The 16,658-nt window shown below is 73.6% G+C and carries 11 protein-coding genes and 2 pseudogenes; 4 read left to right on the top strand and 9 right to left on the bottom strand.

The features are described from left to right. Window positions 1–61 precede the first annotated feature (61 nt). Complete coding sequence (locus AOK16_RS12340) at window positions 62–1,114, top strand: aldo/keto reductase (protein WP_055472306.1); 1,053 nt, start codon at window positions 62–64, stop codon at window positions 1,112–1,114. A gap of 99 nt (window positions 1,115–1,213) precedes the next feature. Here the strand turns inward: AOK16_RS12340 and AOK16_RS12335 are convergent, their stop codons facing one another. From AOK16_RS12335 to mshD, 5 genes and pseudogenes are all read right to left on the bottom strand, one after another. Continuing rightward, window positions 1,214–1,603 carry an NUDIX hydrolase gene (locus AOK16_RS12335; RefSeq protein WP_055472309.1) on the bottom strand — a complete coding sequence of 130 codons (390 nt, stop codon included), beginning with the start codon at window positions 1,601–1,603 and terminating at the stop codon, window positions 1,214–1,216. Between the two features lie 206 nt (window positions 1,604–1,809). Next, window positions 1,810–2,655 (bottom strand): annotated as a pseudogene (locus AOK16_RS29390) (CHAD domain-containing protein); the annotation flags it as partial. Between the two features lie 462 nt (window positions 2,656–3,117). Continuing rightward, a pseudogene (locus AOK16_RS29385) lies at window positions 3,118–3,756 on the bottom strand (CHAD domain-containing protein); the annotation flags it as partial. Window positions 3,757–3,940: 184 nt separating this feature from the next. Beyond that, a complete protein-coding gene (locus tag AOK16_RS12325) occupies window positions 3,941–6,172 on the bottom strand; it encodes an RNA degradosome polyphosphate kinase (protein WP_055472304.1) in 2,232 nt (743 codons plus the stop codon). 624 nt (window positions 6,173–6,796) lie between these two features. Then, window positions 6,797–7,783 (bottom strand): mycothiol synthase, encoded by a 987-nt coding sequence (mshD, locus tag AOK16_RS12320; protein ID WP_055472303.1) that lies wholly within the window; start codon window positions 7,781–7,783, stop codon window positions 6,797–6,799. A gap of 195 nt (window positions 7,784–7,978) precedes the next feature. Between mshD and AOK16_RS12315 the strand changes: the two genes are divergently transcribed. Both AOK16_RS12315 and AOK16_RS12310 read left to right on the top strand, forming a co-directional pair. Further along, window positions 7,979–9,931: a bifunctional metallophosphatase/5'-nucleotidase gene (locus tag AOK16_RS12315; protein WP_079101300.1), complete on the top strand. Its 1,953-nt coding sequence runs from the start codon at window positions 7,979–7,981 to the stop codon at window positions 9,929–9,931. A gap of 21 nt (window positions 9,932–9,952) precedes the next feature. Continuing rightward, on the top strand, window positions 9,953–11,374 hold the full coding sequence (locus AOK16_RS12310) for an RtcB family protein (RefSeq protein ID WP_079101299.1): 1,422 nt from the start codon (window positions 9,953–9,955) through the stop codon (window positions 11,372–11,374). Between the two features lie 15 nt (window positions 11,375–11,389). Here the strand turns inward: AOK16_RS12310 and AOK16_RS12305 are convergent, their stop codons facing one another. Then, window positions 11,390–11,842 (bottom strand): archease, encoded by a 453-nt coding sequence (locus AOK16_RS12305; RefSeq protein WP_055472302.1) that lies wholly within the window; start codon window positions 11,840–11,842, stop codon window positions 11,390–11,392. A 165-nt stretch (window positions 11,843–12,007) separates the two neighbouring features. Here AOK16_RS12305 and AOK16_RS12300 point away from each other — a divergent pair, with 165 nt between their 5' ends. After that, entirely contained in the window at window positions 12,008–13,348 is a 1,341-nt protein-coding gene (locus tag AOK16_RS12300) for an LmeA family phospholipid-binding protein (RefSeq protein WP_055472301.1), read from the top strand. Window positions 13,349–13,588: 240 nt separating this feature from the next. On the opposite strand, the gene AOK16_RS12295 is transcribed toward AOK16_RS12300, so the two are convergent. The 3 genes from AOK16_RS12295 to AOK16_RS12285 all read right to left on the bottom strand — a co-directional run. Further along, a complete protein-coding gene (locus AOK16_RS12295; protein WP_055472300.1) occupies window positions 13,589–14,980 on the bottom strand; it encodes a sensor histidine kinase in 1,392 nt (463 codons plus the stop codon). Next, entirely contained in the window at window positions 14,977–15,711 is a 735-nt protein-coding gene (locus AOK16_RS12290; RefSeq protein WP_055472299.1) for a response regulator transcription factor, read from the bottom strand. The genes AOK16_RS12295 and AOK16_RS12290 overlap by 4 nt, the downstream gene beginning before the upstream one ends. A 144-nt stretch (window positions 15,712–15,855) precedes the next feature. Next, window positions 15,856–16,658, bottom strand: an 803-nt coding sequence (locus tag AOK16_RS12285) for a S1C family serine protease (protein ID WP_157859189.1), incomplete at its 5' end; no start/stop codon positions are given.

The following is a 16,658-nucleotide window of genomic DNA, read 5'->3' as shown; positions in this document are numbered from 1 at the left end:
GCTCGGGTGCGGCCCGGGCTTGAGTCGTGTTGTCGGGAACGTGCGGAGAGGCGGGGCTCTTATGGAGCGGAAGGTTCTTGGGGCGACCGGGATTTCGGTCAGTGAGTGCTGTCTCGGGGCGATGATGTTCGGGGCCTGGGGGAACCCCGATCAGGACGAGGGGGTGCGGGTCATTCAGCGCGCCCTCGACGGCGGGATCAACTTCATCGACACCGCCGACGTCTACAGTCTGGGCGAGTCCGAGGAGATCGTCGGGCGGGCCATCAAGGGGCGGCGCGACGAGGTCGTGCTGGCGACCAAGGGGCACAGCCCCATGGGCGAGGACCCCAACCGGCAGGGAAATTCCCGCCGTTGGCTCACCCAGGCCCTGGAGGACAGCCTCCGGCGGCTGGGTACGGACCACGTCGACCTCTACCAGGTGCACCGACCCGACCCCACCACCGACATCGACGAGACGCTGTCCGCGCTGTCCGACTTCGTACGGGCGGGCAAGGTGCGGGCCATCGGGCACTCGACGTTCCCCGCCGAGCAGATCGTCGAGGCGCAGTGGGCCGCCGAGCGGCGCGGCCATGTGCGGTTCCGCACCGAGCAGCCGCCGTACTCGATCCTCGCCCGCGGCGTCGAGGCGGCCGTGCTGCCGACCGCCCAGCGCTACGGGATGGGCGTCCTCACCTGGGGTCCGCTCAGCGCGGGCTGGCTCTCGGGGAAGTACGCGAAGGCCTCGGACGTCGACCTTTCACCGGGGGGCGGGCGGGCCGCGCTCGAACAGCGCAAGTTCGACCCGTCGCTGCCGGGCAACGCCCGCAAGCTGGAGGCCGTTCGCGCGCTGACAGAGTTGGCCGGCGAGGCGGGCATGGAGCTTCGGCACATGGCCGTGGCCTTCGTGCGGGCCCATCCCGCCGTCACGTCCGTGATCCTCGGGCCGCGGACGCCCGCCCACCTCGACGACCTGCTGAGCAGCGCGGATCTCGTGCTGAGCGAGGACGTCCTCGACCGGATCGACGAGATCGTCCCGCCGGGGACCGATCTCAACCGGGACGACTTCTACTATCTGGCTCCGGAGCTGGCCGACAAGTCCTTGCGGAGGCGGGGTGGTCAGCCGACGAGACGATGAGTTCGCTGTCGTCAGTAATCACCCGCACGTCGCTGTCGTCGGGAGCCACCCGCACGTCGCTGTCGTCAGTACCCGCCCACGCCGGCCGGTCGGGGCCCGTCAGGCCATGTGGAGGGCGGCCAGGAGATCGTCGACGAGTGCGCGGTCGCGGGCGCGGGTCAGGCGGAGGCGGGCGCCGGACGGGGGCAGCCACAGGAGGCGGTCCACCTCGGCGTTCGGGACGAAGTGCCCGTCGGCGGCTTCGGCGGCCCAGTACGCGACCTCCTTGGGGCGGCCGTTCGCCAGATAGCGGACGGTGGGGAGCCGGGCGCCCGGCACGCAGTCGTACCCCGTCTCCTCGTGCACCTCGCGCAGCGCGCCACGGAGCACATCCTCGCCGCGCTTCAACTTGCCCTTCGGATGCGACCAGTCGTCGTACTTCGGCCGGTGCACGAGCGCGATCTCGATGCGCTCGGCGTGCGGAGCGTCGTGCGGGGCGCGGCGCCACAGGACACAGCCGGCGGCACGTACGGGCGGCCTCGCGGCCGGGGTGCCGGGTGCGCTCGGCGCCCCGCGCGGTGCGCTCGGCGCCCGTTCGTCGCCACGGACGCCACGCCGATCCGCGCGATCGCCACGCCGGTCAGGCCAGGTGCCCCGGTCCGCGCCGTCTCCGCGGTGGTCTGCCTCGCCGCGGCGGTGCGCGCGGTCGCCGGCCATCAGTTGCTCACCGACAACCGCTGCCAGAGCCATCCGAAGGCGAAGCGGGCGGCCTCGACGTCGTGGCGCTGGTCGGCGTGGAGGACGCCGAGGGCGTACGCCGTCGCGGGGGCGATGCGGGGCGTACGGGCAGCGGTAGCCGCAGCGGCGGCGGCCTCGGCCGCGTCCCGGTGCCGGTCCAGAGCCTGGGCGGCGCTCAGCAGGCGGGCGGCGAAACCTTCCCCCGCGGCGGACGGCTCCCCCGAGGTCAAGGTCAAGGCCGGGAGCGATGCAAGTGCAGGTGCCTGTGCCGCTGCCGGTACCGCCGCTGGTGCCGATGCCGATGCTGGTGCCGACGCCGCGACCGGTGTCGAACTCCGCGTCGGGGACGCCGAGTCCAGCACCTCCTGCGCGTACCGCCGCAGCCGCACCAGCATCCGTACCTGGTGCCAGGGCGCGTCCTGCTGCTCGGTCGCGGGCGGGGCGTCCGCCGTGGCCGTGGCGGCGAGGCCGTGGGCGAGGGCCTCGGCGTTGTACGGGTGCCCGGCCCGGTAGAGCGGCAGTGCGTCGACCGCCTCCACCATGCGCCGGTGCACCTCGTCGACGAGCGGTACGAGCACCTCGTCGGCCGGGCCCTGTGCGGCTGCCGTGTCGAGCGGCGCCTCCGAAGCCAGTACGGCGACGGCGTCGGCGACCGCGTGGAACCGCGAGGAGCCGAGCGCCTGCAGCGCGGCGGAGTGCGCCCGCGTCCGCGCGAGCGTCAACTGCCGCTCCAGCAACGCCCCGGCCCGCGCGGCCCCCACAGTCAACGCGGCGGGCGGGCGCTCGGCGCCACGCTGAGCGGCGGGGGCGTAGGCGGAAGCGGAAGTGGAAGCGGACGGATTGCCCGCAAAGGCCGCGCCCGGGCCGCCCGCACGCGCGCCGCCGATCTCCCGGTCTCCGACGCCCGCGTCCCGTTCCGCGCCCACGTCCCGTCCCGCAGCTGTGTTCCGTCCGTCGGCGGCGGCCCGTCCAGCAGCCGCGTCCCGTCCCGCGCCCCCATCTCGTCCAGCGCCCGTGGGCCATCCGGCAGCGGCGTCCCGTCCGGCGGCCGCGTGCCACCTCGCGGCGGGGCTCCGGTCGGCAGTGGTGTTCCCGCGGGGCAGGCTCTCGGCCTCGTCGGCCCGGCCCTGCGCGGAAGCGCGGGCGCGGGACCTCGCCGTGGCGGACGTGCGCTGCGCGGCCATACGCGACGGCCCGGCACCCGGCTCACCCTCCGCGGGCTCGCCGCCGCCCGCCGGGCCCCCGGCGCCCGGGACGGTCTCGGCCGAGGCGATGTCGGGGACCTCCGTCGGGTCGGTCCAGCCGGTTCTCACACGGGTCGGCGGTACGGTCCCCGCGACCGGGGTGCCGTACGGGGGTGACTCCGCGCCGGAGAGGCGGTGCAGGGCGGCACGGAGGCGGGCCAGCCGGGCCGCGTAGGCGTGTTCGCGGGCCAGGGTGCCGGAGAGCCAGGCGAGTTCGGCGCGGAGCGGGTCGGCCCACGCGGTGTCCGTCAGGGGGCGGAAGGTGTACAGCGCGCCGCTGATCCGCCGCGCGGAACCGCGCAGTTGGCGGACCGCCTCGACGGCCTCCTCCGCGTCCGCCCCGCTCTCGCGGTGGAGCCGCAGGCTGCGCAGGAACTCGGCGGCCTGGGCGTGCAGGTACCCGGCCAGCAGGTCCCGCGCGCTGAGCGCGGCACCGCCCTCCGGCGGAGCCTCCCCCCGGGCGGGAACCGCGGCGGGCGGCCCGTCGACCAGCACTCCGCCCGGCTCCGCCCGACCGGCCGGGGGCCGATCCGTGCCAGGACGGTCAACACCCGGCGCACTCGCGCTCGGCGCACCCGTGCCAGGACCGGACGCGCTCTTCTGGGACGCCCCGGCGTCGCCCTCCGTCCGGGAGGACGGCGGCAATGGCACCGCTCCGTCAGGGTTTCCAAGGGCGTCCATAGGGTCGTCGGGGTTTCCACGGGTGCCCATGGAATCGTCAAGGTTTCCATGGGTGCCCACGGGGTCGTCGAGGTTTCCACAGGTGACCGTGGGGCCGTCGGAGTTTCCGTGAGTGCCCATGGAATCGTCAGGGATTCCGTGAGCGCCCATGGGGTCGTCAGGGTTTCCGTGGGTGCCCGTGGGGTCAAGGTGTCGCTGGGCCACGCCGGCGCCTCCGGGCGTCGATGAGCATTTCCTGCACGTTGCGCAGCGGGCGCCCCTCCGCGTCCGTCGCGTGCCGTGTCCAGTCGCCGTCCGGGCCCAGGTGCCAGGAGGCCGTGCTGTCGGACGTACCGGTCTCCAGGAGCCGGTTGAGGGCGGCCCGGTGGGCCGGGTCGGCGACCCGGACCAGGGCCTCGATCCGGCGGTCCAGGTTCCGGTGCATCATGTCCGCGCTGCCGAGCCAGACTTCGGGCTCACCGCCGTTGCCGAAGGCGAAGACCCGGGAGTGCTCCAGGAACCGCCCGAGCACGCTGCGTACCCGGATGTTCTCGGACAGGCCCGGTACGCCCGGCCGCAGGGCGCAGATTCCGCGCACCCACACGTCCACCGGCACGCCCGCCTGGGAGGCCCGGTAGAGCGCGTCGACGATCGCCTCGTCGACCATCGAGTTGACCTTGATCCGGATGTACGCGTCGCGGCCCGCGCGGTGGTGCGCCGTCTCCTTGTTGATCCGCTGCACCAGCCCGTCGCGCAGCGAGCGCGGCGCGACCAGCAGGCGGCGGTAGGTCTCACGGCGCGAGTAGCCGGACAGCCGGTTGAACAGGTCGGACAGGTCTGCGCCCACCTGCGGGTCGGCGGTCAGCAGCCCCAGGTCCTCGTACAGCCGGGCCGTCTTGGGGTGGTAGTTGCCGGTGCCGACATGGCTGTAGCGGCGCAGGGTGTCGCCCTCCTGGCGGACCACCAGCGACAGCTTGCAGTGCGTCTTCAGGCCCACGAGCCCGTAGACGACGTGGCAGCCGGCCTCCTCCAGCTTCCGCGCCCACTTGATGTTGGCCTGCTCGTCGAAGCGCGCCTTGATCTCGACCAGGACCAGCACCTGCTTGCCGGATTCCGCGGCGTCTATCAGGGCGTTCACGATCGGCGAGTCACCGGAGGTGCGGTAGAGCGTCTGCTTGATCGCCAGCACGTCGGGGTCGTCGGCCGCCTGCTCCAGGAAGGCCTGGACGGAGGTGGAGAACGAGTCGTACGGGTGGTGCAGCAGCACGTCCCGCTCGCGCAGCGCCGCGAAGATGTCGGGGGCCTGCGAGGACTCGACCTCGGCGAGGTCGCGGTGGGTGCCCGCCACGAACTTCGGGTACTTCAGCTCGGGCCGGTCCAGCTTCGCGATCCCGAACAGGCCGGTCAGGTCCAGCGGGCCGGGCAGCGGGTGCACCTCGGCCTCGGAGATCTTCAGCTCGCGGACCAGGCGGTCCAGCACGTCCGGGGCGATCGACTCCTCGACCTCCAGGCGCACCGGCGGGCCGAAGCGGCGCCGCATGAGCTCCTTCTCCAGCGCCTTCAGGAGGTTCTCGGCGTCGTCCTCCTCCACCTCCAGGTCCTCGTTGCGGGTGACCCGGAACATGTGGTGGGCGAGCACCTCCATCCCCGGGAACAGCTCCTCCAGGTGCGCCGCGATCACGTCCTCCACCGGCACGTACCGCTGCGGCGCGGCCTCCAGGAAGCGGGACAGCAGCGGCGGCACCTTCACGCGCGCGAAGTGCTCGTGCCCGCTCACCGGGTTGCGCACGACGACCGCGAGGTTCAGGGACAGGCCCGAGATGTACGGGAAGGGGTGCGCCGGGTCGACCGCGAGCGGGGTGAGGACCGGGAAGATCTGCTGGCGGAAGAGCGTGAACAGGCGGGCCTGCTCCTTCTCCGTCAGCTCCGGCCAGCGGATGAGGTGGATGCCCTCGTCGGCGAGCGCGGGCAGCACGTCCTGCTGGAAGCAGGCCGCGTGCCGGGCCATGAGCTCGCGCGAGCGGGTCCAGATCAGGTCCAGCACCTCGCGGGGCTGGAGGCCGGAGGCGGAGCGGGTGGCCACGCCGGTGGCGATGCGGCGCTTCAGGCCCGCGACGCGGACCATGAAGAACTCGTCCAGGTTGCTCGCGAAGATCGCCAGGAAGTTGGCGCGCTCCAGCAAGGGGGTCGCCGGGTCCTCGGCGAGCTCCAGTACGCGCTCGTTGAACGCGAGCCAGCTGCGCTCGCGGTCCAGGAAGCGGTTCTGGGGCAACTCCGCGCCGTCGGCGGCGTCCTCCTCGTACGGGTCCAGGTCCGCGTCGAGGTCCGGCTCGAGCTCCGAAACGGTGGCCGCCACGGTGTGCGGGCGGTGCGCCGCGATCGAGCCGACCGAGGGCTGCGCGTGCTGGACCGGTGCGTTGGCGCTGGACTCGTTCATGTCCTCATTGTTCCGCGCCGCGGCGCGGAAGGGCGCGTCAGGACGCGGAGGAGGCGCGGCTCTGAGCGATCTCTTGGTGACATCGGGCACAGCGGGCTGCATTCAGCGATGCTCGCAAGCCAGGTTGAATCGGTGGTAACGCGAACATGGCGGCCAGGTGCCCTGCCGGTGGCTGCCCGTGCATCCACCGGCCACCGTCGGTCACGCGGCGACGCGCCGCGCCCCCGATCCGGAGCGCGGCCGCCCACCGGCTCCGCCGAGCTGTGGGCCGCCGGCTCCCGCCGGGTTGTGGGCAGGCGTTCCGGCCCGGCGGAACGGGTGGGCTCAACCCGGCCCGCACCCGGCCGACGGCTCGCACCACCCACCGGAACGTGGCCGCCCGGGCCGCTACCGGCCACAAGGCTGGGGCGGCTGTTCCGCAGGGGCGATGGGGGTCCCCCGGCCGCAGGCCGTACCCCGTTCCGGAGCGTGGCCGCTCCGGGTGCCGACCCTGGACGGGGGGCTGAGGTCTCATACGCGGCTGCACGCCGGTGGCCCCGTTGTGCCCACCCGTTCCGCCCCTAGCGGAACGCATGCCCACAACGCGGGGCCGAACCACGGTCCGTCGCCCCCACCGGATGGTGGTCAGGTTTCTGTTCGGTACATCAGGTCCGTTTCGTGGGTGGTGAAGCCAAGGCGGTCGTAGACCGCCACCGCGGGGGTGTTGTCGGCGTCGACGTAGAGCATCGCCGTGGGGAGCCCCGAGGCGGCGAGGTGGCGGAGGCCGACGGCGGTGAGGGCCTTGCCGAGGCCCGTCCCCTGTTCGCCGGGGACGACGCCGAGCACGTAGACCTCGCCCAGCTGCTCCTCCCCGTGCACCTTCGTCCAGTGGAAGCCGACGATCCGGTCGGCACCGCCGTCCGGATCCTCACGGACCGCCAGGAAGAACCCCGCCGGGTCGAACCACGGCTCGGCCTTGCGGTCATCGAGGTCCCGCTGGGTGAGGGAGCCCTGCTCGGGGTGGTGGGCGAAGGCGGCCGCGTTGGCGGCGAGCCAGCCCGCGTCGTCCTCGCCCGGGCGGAAGGCCCGTACGGCCACTCCGTCCGGCAGGACCGGCTCCCCCAGGGGTAGATCGGCCAGCGGCCGCCGCATCTGCCGCAGCTCGCGGAAGAGCGAGAGCCCCAGCACCTGCGCGAGGTGGCGCGCCGCGGAGTGCCCCCCGTGCGCCCACAGCCGCAGCCGCTTGCCGGAGGCGTCGAGCAGGGCGAGGCCGAGTGCGCGGCCGTGGCCGCGGCCGCGGCGCTCGGGGTGCACGACCAGCTCGGCGGCCGGCGCCTCGACCGGGTCGGTCTCCTCCAGCTGCGCGTACCCGGCCAGCGCCCAGTCCTCCGCGCCGCCCCAGGCCGCGCCCGGCCCGCCGTCGTCGGCCGGCTCGTGCAGCAGCAGATGCCGTACGCCCTCGCGCCGCCCGCCGCGCAGCGCGAGCCGGCCCTGCTCGGAGACGGCCTGCTGGCCGTCCACCCGGGCCGCCTCGGCCAGCAGGTCCAGCACGGTCTCCACGGCCTCGGGCGCCACCTCGTCGAGCACTTCGAGCCGCCGCGCGGCGCCCGTCCCGTTCACCACGTTGCTCATGCCCCGAGCCTACGGCCCCGGGGCCGGGGCAAACCCCCGACGTCCGGCGACAGGCGGACGGGGCGCCCCGGCGCGCCCCGCCTTCCCCGCGCAACCCGCTCTCAACACGCCAACCTCCCAACAACCCCGCCGCGCTACGCGCGTTGACCGTAGGCTGCCCCTCGCCGTCAACGCAGCTGTCACGAAGGGGAACTCATGCCAGCGACCTCCCAACGGCGCCGCACCGCCCGCCGCTTGACAGCCGGGACCGCCGGTACCGCCAGGACTGCCGCGCTCGCCGCCGCTGCGGTGGTGCTGTCCACCGCGGCCCTGTCCGCGGCCGCACCGGCCGGAGCCGAAGCGGGCTCCGGCCCACGGGCACGCGCCGGGACCGGGACCGCCGCCACCGCCACCGACACCGACAGCAGCAGCGACACCGGCACCGGCAGCCACAGCCACAGCCACAGCCACAGCCACAGCCACAGCCACCAACACCGAACCACCAACGTCCAGTTGCTCTCCTTCAACGACTTCCACGGCAACCTCGAACCCCCCGCCGGCTCCTCCGGCCAGGTCGTCGAGCGGCACCCCGACGGCACCACCGAGAAGATCGACGCGGGCGGTGTCGAGTACCTCGCAAGCTCCCTGCGCGCCGCCCGCAAGGACCACCCGTACACCGTCACCGCCGCCGCGGGCGACATGATCGGCGCGAGCCCGCTGCTCTCCGGCCTCTTCCACGACGAGCCGACCATCGAGGCCCTGAACGGCCTCGGCCTGGACGTCGCGGGCGTCGGCAACCACGAGTTCGACGAGGGCCGCGCCGAGCTGGCCCGCATGCGGAACGGCGGCTGCCACCCCGAGGACGGCTGCTTCGAGGACGGCCGGGTCTTCGAGGGCGCCGACTTCCCCTACCTCGCCGCCAACGTCACCGACGAGAAGACCGGCAGGCCGATCCTCGAGCCGTACGCGATCTGGGAGCACAAGGGGGTCAGGATCGGCTTCATCGGCGTGACCCTGGAGGGCACCCCGGACATCGTCACCGCCAAGGGCGTCAAGGGCCTGAAGTTCCACGACGAGATCGAGACGGTCGACCGGTACGCGACGGAACTCGACCGCAAGGGCGTGAAGTCGATCGTGGCGCTGGTCCACGAGGGCGGCGCCCCGGCCTCCACCGCGTACAACTACGACTGCGACAGCCCCGGCCCCGGCGACGGCATCTCCGGTCCCGTCACCGCCATCGCCAAGGGCATCACGCCGAAGGTCGACGCGCTGGTGACCGGCCACACCCACCAGGCGTACGTGTGCACGGTCCCGGATCCGTCCGGCCGCCCGCGGATGGTCACCTCCGCCTCCTCCTACGGGAAGCTCTACACCGACACCACGCTCACCTACGACCGGCGCACCCGCGACATCGTGCGGACGAAGGTCGCCTCGGCCAACCACGTCGTACGCCGCGACCAGCCCAGGGCCGCCGACATGACCTCGCTCATCGAGCGCTGGAACGCCCTGGCCGCACCGATCGCCAACCGGCCGGTGGGGTACATCGCCGCCGACATCCCTGGCCGGGGCGCGGCGGCGCCCGAGTCGCCGCTCGGGGACCTGATCGCGGACGCGCAGCTGGCGGCGATGGCGCCCGAGGGCTGGGGCGGTGCGCAGCTCGCGCTGATGAACCCCGGAGGGATCCGCTCCGACCTCGTCCACCGGGCGTCGGGGAGCGAGGGCGACGGGGTCGTCACGTACGGCGAGGCGTTCACGGTGCAGCCGTTCACGAACATGACGACCGCGCTCGACCTCACCGGCGCGCAGCTGATCACCGCGCTCCGGCAGCAGGTCAGCGGGGCGAACGAGGCCTCGCCGAAGATCCTCCAGGTGTCGGAGGGGTTCACGTACACACTCGACCTGGCCAAGTCGGGGGCCGAGCGGGTCGTGGCGGACTCCGTGAAGCTCGACGGCGAGCCGATCGATCCCGCCAGGACCTACCGGGTCGCGATGAACGAGTTCCTGGCGGGCGGCGGGGACGGTTTCGGCGTCTTCAAGGAGGGCGGGAACAAGCTCGTCGGGGAGTCCGACCTCGACGCGCTGACCGCCTACTTCGCGGCCCACTCGGCGGCGGACAGGCCGCTGGCGGCGCCGGAGGCGGACCGGATCACCGTGGTTGGCGGCCCGTAGGGCGGGCACTCGTCCCCCGTCATGGACATCGTCCTCACCCCTGAGACCCCCCACCGGTTCCGGATCGAGCGGCGTGCGCCCATGCGCGTGCCGGGGGTCGTGTTCGCCTCGGAGGACCTCCTTCCGACCGGGGGCGCCGAGGCGCTGCAGCAGGTCGTGAACGTCGCGACGCTGCCCGGCATCGTCACGGCCTCCTACGCGATGCCGGACGTGCACTGGGGGTACGGGTTCCCGATCGGCGGGGTCGCCGCGACCGACGTCGCCGCGGGCGGGGTGGTCTCGCCCGGGGGCGTCGGGTTCGACATCTCGTGCGGAGTGCGGCTGCTGGTCACGGAGTTGGCCGCGGAGGACCTCCCACCCGTACGGGAGCGGCTGATGGACGGGCTCGACCGCGCGACCCCTCGCGGGATGCGCGGCGGCGCGGTCTGGCGGCTGACCGGCCCCGGCCAGCTGGAGAAGCTGCTGGCGGGCGGGTCGCCGTACGCGGTGTCGCAGGGGCACGGGGAGGAGCGCGACCTGGACCGGTGCGAGGACGGCGGCGCCGTCTCCGACGCCGACCCGGGCCAGGTCAGCGCGCGGGCCAAGGAGCGCGGGGCGGGGCAGGTCGGCAGCCTGGGCTCCGGGAACCACTTCCTGGAGGTGCAGCGGGTGGCCGAGGTCTACGACGCACCGGCCGCCGCGGCGTACGGGCTGCGGACCGGCCAGGTCTGCGTGATGATCCACTGCGGTTCGCGGGGCCTGGGCCACCAGATCTGCACCGACCACGTACGGGCCATGGAGGCGGACATGGCGCGGTACGGGATCGAGGTGCCCGACCGGCAGCTGGCCTGCGCGCCCGTCGACTCGGCGCAGGGCCGCGCATACCTCGGCGCGATGGCCGCGGCCGCCAACTACGGGCGCGCGAACCGGCAGTTGCTCGGCGACGCGGCGCGCCGGGTCTTCGCCGGGGTCACCGGAGCGCGGCTGGACCTCGTGTACGACATCTCCCACAACCTCGCCAAGGTCGAGTCCCACGAGGTCGCGGGCCGCAGGCGGCGGCTCTGCGTGCACCGCAAGGGCGCCACGCGCGCGCTTCCGCCCGGCCACCCCGACCTGCCGCCCGATCTGCGCCCGCACGGGCAGCCGGTGCTGATCCCCGGGACGATGGGCACGGCCTCCTATGTGCTGGCGGGGGTGGCCGGCGGGCAGGCGTTCTTCTCCACCTGCCACGGCGCCGGGCGGGTGCTGAGCCGGCACGCGGCGGTGAGGACCGTGCCGGGCAAGGAGCTGCGGGCCCGGCTGGAGCGGCAGGGCGTCGCGGTGCGCGCCTCGTCCTGGCGGGGGCTCGCGGAGGAGACGCCCGAGGCGTACAAGGACGTGGCCGCGGTGGTGGAGACCAGCGAGGCGGCGGGGCTGTGCCGGAGGGTGGCGCGGCTGGTGCCGCTGGGGGTGGTGAAGGGGTGAGGCCGTGAGGCCCCTTCAGACGTCGACCGTCACCGAACACGCCCACCGCACATGGTCGGTGGCGAAGGTGAGCCCGTGCAGCGAGACGGCCTTGGGCGGGGCGCCGACCGGCTCGACGGCCTCCGCGGCGGCGACGGCGAAGCGCAGGTCGAGCCGGTCGCCGAGGTCCGCGTCCTCGTCCCCGATGTCGTCCCCGATGGCGTCCGCCCCGTCGGCCTCGACGTCCACCGGGACCTCGCCGTGGACCTCGAGGCGGTAGATCACCTCGTCCAGGACGGCCAGCAGCATGTCCTCGGCCGGGCCCTCGGGCACCGAGACCGTCACGAACCGCTCGGGGTGGACCCCGGTGACGTCCGCGAAGGACGCGACCAGCCCGAGCACCGCCTCCGCGATGCACTCGTCGCGGGTCGGCGCCCACGCCTCCAGGCGGATGTCCGCGGTGTGCGGGACCGTGCGATGTCCGCGCATGCCGCCGAGTCTAGGGTCGCCCGGGCCCGGGGGCGCGGTGTGCGCGGGCTGTGACGGAGCGGTGCGTGGGTGTGACTTCCGACGCAGTGGCCGCCTACCGCCGGTAAGAGTTGCGTCCATGGGTGCCGCACGTGATGGCATGTCCCGATGCGATCCCCCATACGCATGCCCACACAACAGAATTCGTCCCCCCACGACACGCCCCCCGAGGCGCCACCGCAGTCCACACCGCCGTACGGAACACCCCAGGCGTACGAAGCCCCCGGCCCGTACGGAACCCCCGAGGCATACGGAACTCCCGGCCCGTACGGGACGCCCACCGCGCCGCACAACCCGTACGAGGAACTCGCCGCCCTGGCCGACCCGGAGGACGGCCCCCGCGCCCGTGACCCCCTGGGTCTGGGGTTGCGGGAGGACCCCGAGGACGAGCCCGGCGCCGGCTGGGAGCCCCCGGACCACCGCCACGGCGGGCGGGCGCGGCGCCGGTTCGCCGCCCTGCCGATGGCCATGAAGGCCGTCGTCGCCGTCGCGGTCGGCGCCGCGTTCCTGACGGTCGCGGACCGCTGGGCCGTGCTGTACGCGGAGAAGCGGACGGCGGAGAAGATGAAGGACTCGCTCCAGCTGGCCGCCGAGCCGGAGGTGACGATCCACGGCTTCCCGTTCGTGACGCAGCTCGCGGACAAGCGGCTCGACAAGGTGGACGTCGCGATTCCGGATGTGGCCGCGGACCGTGTCTCGCTCGCGAGGGTCGCGGCGAGCGCCGAGAACATCCGGCTCAACGGCAGCCTGCCCACCGCGATCCGCGGCGCCACGATCGGCCGGGTGCAGGGCAACGTGCTGCTGTCCTTCGACGACCTCAACCGCGAACTGGGCTCCTCTCAGGTGCGGTTCAGCCCGCGGGGCCGCGAGTCGGTGCTGGCCGAGGGCACGTTGCCGATCGCCGGGCACGACCTGCGAGTGCGGGCCGAGGCCCACATCAAGCGGGTCGGCGGGCGCGGTATCGAGACCGACATCACCGGGATGCGGCTCGACATCGCGGACATGGCGACGTACCGCCCGGGCAAGGGCCCCGACGCCGGGCTCCGGCTGACTCCGCAGGCCGCGGAGCGGGTCCGCGAGGACCTCGCCAAGGCGAAGGCGCTGCTGTCGGTGCCGGCGCTGGCCGAGCGGGTCGGCGTGCCGAAGCCGGCGCTGGCGCAGACGCTGCGCAGCGAGAAGCGGCTGCACGAGGTGACGGGCGCACCGCGGTTCGCCCGGGAGGCGATGAAGCTGAACCTGGTGGACGTGGTGGCCGACCACCCCGAGCTGCTGAAGAGGATCGGCATCGACCCGTCCCTGGTCACGGGCCTCACCGAGCTGACCCAGCCGGAACTGGCCGACCGCCTGTCGCTCTCCTTCCAACTGCCGGACACCCCCGGCTACATCCGCCTCCAGAACATCACCGTCGAACGCGAGGGCATCCGCGCCGACCTCTCCGGCATGGACCTCCCCTTCGGGGGGAAGTAGCCGGATCGCCGGCGCTGGCCCAGCCACTGACAGGGTCACGGCCGGTTCGGCACCGCCGGACCGGCCGTACCGGTTACGCGCCGTCGCGGTGGAGAGGTTCTTGCTGACGTGTCAGCAAAGGCTTTCCCCGCGCGGCGCGGACCCCCGCTGCGAAGCTCGGCGGTAGGGCTCGGCGACGGAGCCCGGCGGTGCCCGACCAGCCGCAATCGGGCCAGCGCCCGCCCGCGGCGAGTGTCCCGCCTACTGCGCCGGAGGCGGCGCGGCTGCCCCCGGGAGGCGTACGGTCGCCACGGTTCCGCCCTTGTCCGCGGTGCGGAGGGTCACCGTGCCGCCGGACCGGTGGATCGTGCGGGCGACGATCGAAAGGCCCAGGCCGGAGCCGGGGAGGCTGCGGGCGGATGGAGAGCGCCAGAAGCGCTCGAAGACGTGCGGGAGTTCGTCGTCGGGGATGCCTGGACCGTGATCCCGGACCGTCAACTCACCGCTTCTGAGCACGACTTCGATCAAACCACCCGCAGGGCTGAACTTCACCGCGTTGTCGAGCAGATTCACCACGGCCCGCTCCAGCCCCGCAGGCTCGGCCCGCACGTACCACGGGTCCAGCTCCGCCGCGATCGTGAGACCCGAGCCGCGCAGCCGCGCCCGCTCCACCGCGCGCTCGGCGATCCCGTGCAGCCCGACGATCTCCGCGGCCGCCGCCCCGGCGGCCGCGTCCGGCCTGGACAGCTCCTGCAAATCCCCGATGAGCGCGGCCAGTTCGACGACCTGCGCCTTCACCGAGTCCATGAGCTCGCGCCGGTCCTCCGGCGGCAGCGCCCGGCCGGTCTCCTCGCTGCGCACCAGCAGCTCGATATTGGTGCGCAGCGAGGTCAGCGGCGTACGCAGCTCGTGGCCCGCGTCCGCGATCAGCTGCTGCTGGCGGTCCCGGGAGGAGGCCAGCGCGGCCGTCATCGCGTTGAACGACCGCGACAGCCGGGCGATCTCGTCGTCCCCCTCGACCGGGATCCGGACCGCCAGGTCCTCCGTGCGCGCCACGTGCTCGACCGCGTCCGTGAGCCGGTCCACCGGCTTCAGCCCGGCCCGCGCGATCCCCAGCCCGGCGGTGGCCGCGCCGACGACGCCGATTCCGGCGACGGCGGCGAGCAGCAGCGCGAGGGTGTTCAGCTGCGCCTGGACGTCGCTGAGCGGCCGGGAGACCGACACGGCGATGCCCGGGCCCGCCGGCCTGGTCAGCACCCGTACGGACTGTCCGTTCTTGGCCGTGCCGTCGTGCAGCGCCTGCTCCCGGACCCCGGCCGCGACCTCGGTGTCGGCCCCCTGCACCTCGACCGGCTGCGAGTTGGGGCCCACGCAGCGCCGGCCGTCGGAGAGCACGACCTGCCCGCTCGGGGCACCCGGCAGCACCTGCTGGGTGGTGCTGGCGTCGCTCTCGCGGCAGTTGTTGAGCGCGAGGGTGGCGTAACGGGCCCCGACCTCGGTCTTGGTCAGAGCCTCGTCCAGCTGACCGCGGAGCTGGCCGCGGACCAGGAACCAGCAGGCGAACGCCGAGGCCGCCACCGCGACGGCGACCGCCAGGGCCGTGAGCAGTGCCAGCCGCGAGCGCAGCGGCAGGCGGTTGAAGCGGCGGATCATTCGGCTCCGCCGTCCCCGCCGCGCAGCACATACCCCACGCCGCGCACCGTGTGCACCAGCCGCGGCTCGCCGCCCGCCTCGGTCTTGCGCCGCAGGTACATCACGTACACGTCCAGCGAGTTGGAGCTCGGCTCGAAGTCGAAGCCCCACACGGCCTTGAGGATCTGCTCGCGGGTCAGCACCTGGCGCGGGTGCGAGAGGAACATCTCCAGCAGCATGAACTCGGTGCGGGTCAGCTCGACCGCCCGGCCGCCGCGGGTGACCTCGCGCGTGGCGAGGTCCATCCGCAGGTCGCCGAAGGTGAGCGCCCGCTCCTCGGGTTCGGGTACGCCGGCGGCGGCCGCGTACGAGCTGCGGCGCAGCAGGGCGCGGATGCGGGCCAGCAGTTCGTCCAGCTCGAACGGCTTGACCAGGTAGTCGTCCGCGCCCGCGTCCAGCCCGGTCACACGGTCACCGACGGTGTCGCGGGCGGTCAGCATCAGGATCGGCACGGTCACACCGGTGGACCGCAGCCTGCGGGCGGCGGTCAGCCCGTCCATCCGCGGCATGAGCACGTCCAGCACGATCAGGTCGGGCTCGTACGCGGTGACCTTGCCGAGCGCGTCCACGCCGTCGACGGCGAGCTCGGTTCCGTACCCCTCGAAGGCGAGGCTGCGTTGCAGCGCCTCGCGCACGGCGGGCTCGTCGTCCACGATCAGGATGCGGTGGTCGCCATCGGCGGCGGGGCTCATCGGTGACTGCCTCACGGTCTCTTGCCTCCGCGCCCGTCCGTCGCGGGCGCGGTCTTCAGCCTCGCACGAACGCGTACGAAGTCCTGTGCGGTGCTGTGCGGGGCCTGTGCGGGGGCGTCCCGCACCGGGTGGGCCACGGCGGGGTCAGCTGCCGCTGCCCTCGCGGAGGTCGTCGAGGATCTTCTTCACCTCGTTGATCGGGATCGCGAAGCCGAGGCCGACGCTGCCCGCCCCGCCCGACTGCGCTGCCGCCGAACTGGGCGCGTACATCGCCGAGTTGATGCCGATGATCTCCCCCCTCATGTTGACCAGCGCGCCGCCCGAGTTGCCCGGGTTGAGCGAGGCATCGGTCTGCAGCGCCTTGTAGGTGGTGGTGGAGCCGCCGACCTCGCCGTTGTACTGGCCGCCGCCGAACTCGAACGGCCAGCGCTGGCCGCCCTGGCCGGGGGCCTGCTGCCGGCCGTCGTCCTTCTTGACCGTCACGTCGCGGTGGAGCGCGGAGATGATGCCGCTGGTGACCGTGCCGGAGAGGCCTTCCGGGGAGCCGATGGCGACGACCTCGTCGCCGACCCTGACGCTGTCGGAGTCGCCCAGGGTGGCGGCCTTCAGGCCGCGCACGCCGTCCGCCTTCAGCAGGGCAATGTCGAGGTCGGGGTTCGTCCCGACGACCTGGGCGGTGGCGGTCTTCCCGTCGCTGAAGGTGACCTTTATCTGGGAGGCCCCGGAGATGACGTGGTTGTTGGTGAGGATCTCGCCGTCGGAGGTCGTGATCACTCCGGAGCCGGTGGACTGGCCGGTCTGCGAGGTCGCGGTGATCTCGACGACGCTCGGGCCGACGGCGGAGGCGACGCCGGAAACGGTGCCGTCGTCCCGTGAGACGGCGGAGGCGTTGGTGCCGGGGACGCCGCCGGGGACGCTGCCGGACCGGTCGGCGAGGTTCTCGACGA

Source organism: Streptomyces pathocidini (assembly GCF_001418495.1).
Lineage (GTDB): Bacteria > Actinomycetota > Actinomycetes > Streptomycetales > Streptomycetaceae > Streptomyces > Streptomyces pathocidini.
Note: the sequence above shows the minus strand (reverse complement) of the source record. Positions and strands in the feature narration are given on the sequence as shown.